General features: G+C 73.2%; 5 protein-coding genes. 4 read left to right on the forward strand and 1 reads right to left on the reverse strand.

Features of this window, described 5'->3' with window-relative positions; genetic code table 11:
* Positions 1-54: 54 nt before the first annotated feature.
* Entirely contained in the window at positions 55-693 is a 639-nt protein-coding gene (locus AOK03_RS39485) for an Lrp/AsnC family transcriptional regulator (protein ID WP_079075262.1), read from the reverse strand.
* Positions 694-883: 190 nt separating this feature from the next.
* Here AOK03_RS39485 and pdhA point away from each other — a divergent pair, with 190 nt between their 5' ends.
* The 4 genes from pdhA (at position 884) to AOK03_RS39505 (ending at position 5,722) form a co-directional block, all read left to right on the forward strand.
* Positions 884-2,029 (forward strand): pyruvate dehydrogenase (acetyl-transferring) E1 component subunit alpha, encoded by a 1,146-nt coding sequence (gene pdhA / locus AOK03_RS39490; protein ID WP_055570153.1) that lies wholly within the window; start codon positions 884-886, stop codon positions 2,027-2,029.
* Entirely contained in the window at positions 2,026-3,042 is a 1,017-nt protein-coding gene (locus AOK03_RS39495; protein ID WP_055570154.1) for an alpha-ketoacid dehydrogenase subunit beta, read from the forward strand. The genes pdhA and AOK03_RS39495 overlap by 4 nt, the downstream gene beginning before the upstream one ends.
* The gene (locus AOK03_RS39500) at positions 3,042-4,493 is read left to right on the forward strand and encodes a dihydrolipoamide acetyltransferase family protein (protein ID WP_055570155.1); all 1,452 of its coding nucleotides are present in this window, start codon (positions 3,042-3,044) and stop codon (positions 4,491-4,493) included. Before AOK03_RS39495 ends, AOK03_RS39500 begins: the two co-directional genes overlap by 1 nt.
* Positions 4,494-4,627: 134 nt before the next feature.
* Positions 4,628-5,722 carry a DUF6457 domain-containing protein gene (locus AOK03_RS39505; RefSeq protein WP_055570157.1) on the forward strand — a complete coding sequence of 365 codons (1,095 nt, stop codon included), beginning with the start codon at positions 4,628-4,630 and terminating at the stop codon, positions 5,720-5,722.
* Positions 5,723-5,839: the final 117 nt, after the last annotated feature.

Raw genomic sequence — 5,839 nt, forward strand, 5'->3', positions numbered from 1 at the left:
CCCCGCCGGGTCTCGACGCCGCGCCCCGGGCCCCGGCGTCGAGACCCGGCGGGGTCAGTTCTCCGGCTCCATGTCGTCCTCCTCGAAGACCAGCAACGTACGCGTGCTGAGTACTTCGGGGATGGACTGCAGCCGGGTGAGCACCAGTTCGCGCAGTGCCCGGTTGTCCGGCGTGTGCACCAGGAGCAGTACGTCGAAGTCCCCGCTGACCAGCGCGATGTGGGAGGCGCCGGGAAGCGCGCGCAGATGCTCGCGCACCGTGCGCCAGGTGTTCTGGACGATCTTGAGCGTGATGTACGCCGACGCGCCCTGCCCGGCGCGTTCGTGGTTGATCCGCGCTCCGAAGCCCCGGATCACGCCGTCGTCGATGAGGCGGTTGATGCGTGCGTACGCGTTGGCCCGCGACACATGGACGCGCTCGGCCACGGAGCGTATCGACGCGCGACCGTCCGTGTGCAGGATCTGCAGGATGTCGCGGTCGATGGCGTCCAGCGGCCGGGGGTCCGGGATCCGCGGCTCCGGGACGCGGGACTCGGAGACCCGGGGTTCCGGGCTGCGCGGCTCAGGGCTGCGGGGCTCGGGGCTGCGGGCGTCCGGGTTTCGCGGCTCCGGGCTCCGAGGTTCCGAGTGGTCACCGGTACCGAACTCCGGGCGGTCGCCGTCCGGTCCCTCGGCCATTCGTTCAGATGCCATGTCCCCCCGCCTCCCTACCATGGACGTACTGCATCCATACCAGGCTGTGCAGAACCGTTTGTCCACAGCCTGGAGGTGCCTGTAGCCAAAATGTGCCGACGACCGAACAATCGGTAGGTGAGGCGCATCACGTCAGCGCGCCTCTTTTGCCGCTCCCACGAGGAGACCGCTTCCCACAGGAGGTGCCGTCATGACGGTCATGGAGCAGCGGGGCGCCTACCGGCCCTCCCCGCCCCCCGCCTGGCAGCCCAGGACCGATCCCGCGCCGCTGCTGCCGGACGCGGAGCCCTACCGCGTCCTCGGCACCGACGCCGCCGAGAAGGTCGACCCCGAGCTGCTGCGCACGCTCTATGCGGAGCTCGTGCGCGGCCGTAGGTACAACACGCAGGCGACGGCGCTGACGAAGCAGGGCAGGCTCGCGGTCTATCCCTCCAGCACCGGGCAGGAGGCGTGCGAAATCGCCGCCGCGCTCGCCCTGGAGGAGAGGGACTGGCTCTTTCCCAGTTACCGGGACACGCTCGCCGTGGTCGCCCGCGGCCTCGATCCCGCGAGCGCGCTGACGCTGCTGCGCGGCGACTGGCACACCGGGTACGACCCGCGCGAGCACCGCATAGCGCCCCTGAGCACCCCTCTTGCGACCCAGCTCCCGCACGCCGTGGGCCTCGCCCACGCGGCCCGGCTCAAGGGGGACGACGTCGTTGCGCTCGCCATGGTCGGCGACGGCGGCACCAGCGAGGGCGACTTCCACGAGGCGCTGAACTTCGCCGCGGTGTGGCAGGCCCCCGTGGTCTTCCTCGTGCAGAACAACGGCTTCGCGATCTCCGTGCCGCTCGCCAAGCAGACCGCGGCCCCGTCCCTGGCCCACAAGGCCGTGGGGTACGGCATGCCCGGGCGGCTGGTGGACGGCAACGACGCGGCGGCGATGCACGAGGTGCTGGCCGAAGCGGTCGCCCGCGCGCGTGAGGGCGGCGGCCCGACCCTCGTCGAAGCCGTCACGTACCGCATGGAAGCCCACACGAACGCCGATGACGCCACGCGCTACCGGCAGGACACCGACGTCGATGCCTGGCGCGACCACGACCCGATCCTGCTCCTGGAGCGGGAGTTGACGGAGCGCGGACTCCTGGACGACGACATGAAGCGACGGGCGGGCGAGGACGCCGAGGCCATGGCCGCCGATCTGCGCGAGCACATGAACCAGGAGCCCGTGCTCGACCCCATGGACCTCTTCACGCACGTGTACGCCGAGCAGACCTCCCAACTCAGGGAGCAGGCGGCACAGTTGCGGGCCGAGCTCGAAGTGGCCTCGGAAGAGGCGGAGGAGGAAGCGCGATGACCACGGTCGCGGCGAAGCCGGTCACCAAACCGGCCACCATGGCGCAGGCGCTCGGGCGCGCGCTGCGGGACTCGATGGCCGAGGACCCGTCCGTCCACGTCCTCGGCGAGGACGTCGGAGCGCTCGGCGGTGTCTTCCGGGTCACCGACGGGCTCGCCGAGGAGTTCGGCGAGGACCGCTGTACGGACACGCCGCTGGCCGAGGCCGGCATCCTCGGCACGGCGGTCGGCATGGCGATGTACGGGCTGCGGCCCGTCGTGGAGATGCAGTTCGACGCCTTCGCCTATCCCGCCTTCGAGCAGTTGATCTCGCACGTGGCGCGGATGCGGAACCGCACGCGCGGCGCGCTGCCGCTCCCCATCACCGTGCGCGTGCCCTACGGCGGCGGCATCGGCGGCGTCGAGCACCACAGCGACTCCTCCGAGGCGTACTACATCGCGACGCCGGGCCTCCACGTCGTCACCCCGGCCACGGTCTCCGATGCCTACGGCCTGCTGAGGGCCTCCATCGCCTCCGACGACCCGGTCGTGTTCCTGGAGCCGAAGCGCCTGTACTGGTCGAAGGCCGACTGGAACCCGGACGCCCCGGAGACCGTTGAACCGATAGGCCGCGCGGCGGTGCGGCGCTCCGGGCGCAGCGCCACGCTCATCACGTACGGGCCGTCCGTGCCCGTCTGCCTGGAGGCGGCCGAGGCCGCCCGCGCCGAGGGCTGGGACCTCGAAGTGGTCGATCTGCGCTCCCTGGTGCCGTTCGACGACGAGACGGTCGCCGCGTCCGTGCGGCGGACCGGGCGGGCCGTCGTCGTCCATGAGTCGGGCGGCTTCGGCGGCCCCGGCGGGGAGATCGCCGCGCGGGTCACCGAGCGGTGCTTCCACCACCTGGAGGCGCCGGTGCTGCGGGTCGCGGGCTTCGACATCCCGTATCCGCCGCCCATGCTGGAGAAGCACCATCTCCCGGGCGTCGACCGGATCCTGGACGCGGTCGCGCGGCTGCAGTGGGAGGCGGAGAGCTGATGGCCCAGGTCCTTGAATTCAAGCTGCCCGACCTCGGGGAAGGGCTGACGGAGGCGGAAGTCGTCCGCTGGCTCGTCGAGGTCGGCGACGTCGTGGCCGTGGACCAGCCGGTCGTCGAGGTCGAGACGGCCAAGGCGATGGTCGAGGTGCCGTGTCCCTACGGAGGCGTGGTCACGGCCCGCTTCGGCGAAGAGGGCTCGGAACTGCCGGTGGGCGCGCCCTTGTTGACGGTTGCTGTCGGAGCCGTGGGAGCCCTGGGAGAGGCAGGAGCTCCTGAGGAGCCCGCCGAGCGGGCGCTCCAGACGGCCGCGGAGCAGGCCGCCCAGGAGTTCTCCGGAAACGTCCTGGTCGGGTACGGCACGGGGGCGGCACCCGCGCGCCGCCGCAGGGTGCGGCCCGCGCGGCTCTCCGCCCCGGCTGCCTCCGCGCCGCCCGCGCCCGGCCAGGCGGCGCCCTCTGCGGCGGCCCCCGTGGCCGACCCGGTCACGTCTCTCGGTGGTCACGCCGCCGATGGCCCGGTTCCGGTGATCTCCCCGCTCGTGCGCAAGCTGGCGCGGGAGAACGACGTGGACCTGCGCAGCCTGGTGGGGTCCGGGCCGGACGGGCTGATCACGCGGGCCGACGTGGACTCCGCGGTCAAGGCGGGAGCGGTGGGGCAGCAGGCCCGGGACACCGCCATGCCCATCGCCACGCCCGCCTCCGACGCTGCCCCCATCGGCGCTCGCGAGGAGACGCAGGCCGCAGGCTTCACCCGGCACCCGCTGACCGGTCTGCGTGGTCTCGTCGCCGACAAGATGTCCCGCAGCCGTCGCGAGATACCGGAGGCGACCTGCTGGGTCGACGCCGACGCGACCGAACTGCTCGCGGCCCGCAAGGCGATGAACGCCGCCGCGGCGACGGACGGCGAAGGCGCCCAGAAGGCGTCGCTGCTCGCGCTCCTCGCCCGCATCAGCGTGGCCGCCCTGACCCGCTTCCCGGCGCTCAACTCCTCCGTGGACATGGAGGCGCGCGAGGTGCGGCAGTACGCCGACATCCACCTCGGCTTCGCCGCGCAGACGCCGCGCGGCCTGGTCGTCCCGGTGGTGCGGCACTCCCAGTCACGCTCGACCGAGTCGATCAACACGGAGCTGATCCGGCTCACCGAGTCCGCGCGCGCGGGAACGCTCACGCCGGGGGAGCTCACCGGAGGCACCTTCACCCTCAACAACTACGGGGTGTTCGGGGTCGACGGCTCCACGCCGATCATCAACCACCCCGAGGCGGCCATGCTCGGTGTGGGCCGGATCGTGCCCAAACCGTGGGTGCACCAGGGCGAGTTGGCGGTGCGGCACGTCGTGCAGTTGTCACTCACCTTCGACCACCGGGTGTGCGACGGCGGTACGGCGGGCGGCTTCCTGCGGTACGTGGCGGACTGCGTCGAGCAGCCGGCGGTGCTCCTGCGGTCCGTGTGACGGGTGCCGTCGTGGGGCCGGGACGGGACACGTGACGTAAGTCCTCTGCCCGTAGGGCCCTTCGCGGGGGTGTCAATGATCCTTCGTGTGCCCATACTCGGGGTGTGACCACGAACGAGGGCGGCCCGCACGACGTGGCGGAGCCCGCCGGGGTGCCGGATGACGCCGCACTGCCGTACGACGCCGTCGTGCTCGCCGGGGGCGGCGCCGCCCGGCTCGGTGGTGCGGACAAGCCGGGGGTGCGGGTCGGCGGCCGGACGCTGATCGACCGTGTGCTCGCGGCCTGCGCAGGTGCCGGGACGACCGTCGTGGTGGCCGAGCCGCGGCCGACCGCGCGGCCCGTCGTATGGGCACGCGAGGAGCCCGCGGGCGGCGGGCCCCTGGCCGCGCTCGACGCGGGGCTCGCGCGCACGACGGCGGAGCGGGTGGTCGTGCTCTCGGCCGACCTGCCGTTCCTGGGCGAGCAGACCGTACGCCGCCTCCTCGCCGCCCTGGCCGAGAGCGGTGCGGACGGGGCGGACCGTGCGAACGGTTCGGATGGTGCGGACGGTGTGGGCGGGGCAGATGGTGCGGACGGTGCGGGCGGGGCAGATGGTGCGGTTCTCACCGACCCCGGCGGCCGTGACCAGCCACTCGTCGCGGCCTACCGGCGCGACGCACTCCTGCGGGAGATCGCCGCGCTGGCGGCCGAAGCGGGCGGCCCCGACGAAGGAGACGGACCCGACGCGGGAGACGCATCCCGCGAAGGAGACGCACCCGCCGGAGGGAGCCGACGCGGTGGAGCACTCGCCGGGCTGCCCCTGCGGGGGCTCACCGGGCGGCTCACCCTCACCAGGGTCGCCGACCCCCTCGCGGCTTTCGACTGCGACACCTGGGACGACATCGCCTCCGCCCGGGCGCGGATCAGGGAGCATGGCAACGTGTTGGATGAATGGATTTCCGCAGTCAAGGACGAGCTGGGCATCGAGCTCGACGTCGACACCGGCGCCCTCCTGGACCTCGCTCGCGACGCCGCGCACGGCGTGGCCAGGCCCGCGGCGCCGCTGACCACGTTCCTCGTCGGGTACGCGGCGGCGCAGGCCGCGGCGCGCGGCGGAGCGGCGGGCGGTGCCGAGGCGGTGGCCCAGGCGACCCGCAAGGCCGCGGCTCTCGCGGCCCGCTGGGCGGACGAGGACCAGCAGGACGCGAAGCCCGGCTCCGCGGCCGGTACGCCTCCGGACGCCGGATGACCGGGCAGCCCGCGTCGGACGCCGAGCTCGACGAGGCGCTCGCCCTGGTGAACGGGCACCGCGACGCCCACGACGACCCCGCGCACCGGCCGACGTCGGGGTCGTCGTGGGCGTCGC

It is taken from the genome of Streptomyces atriruber (genome assembly GCF_001418325.1).
Lineage (GTDB): Bacteria > Actinomycetota > Actinomycetes > Streptomycetales > Streptomycetaceae > Streptomyces > Streptomyces atriruber.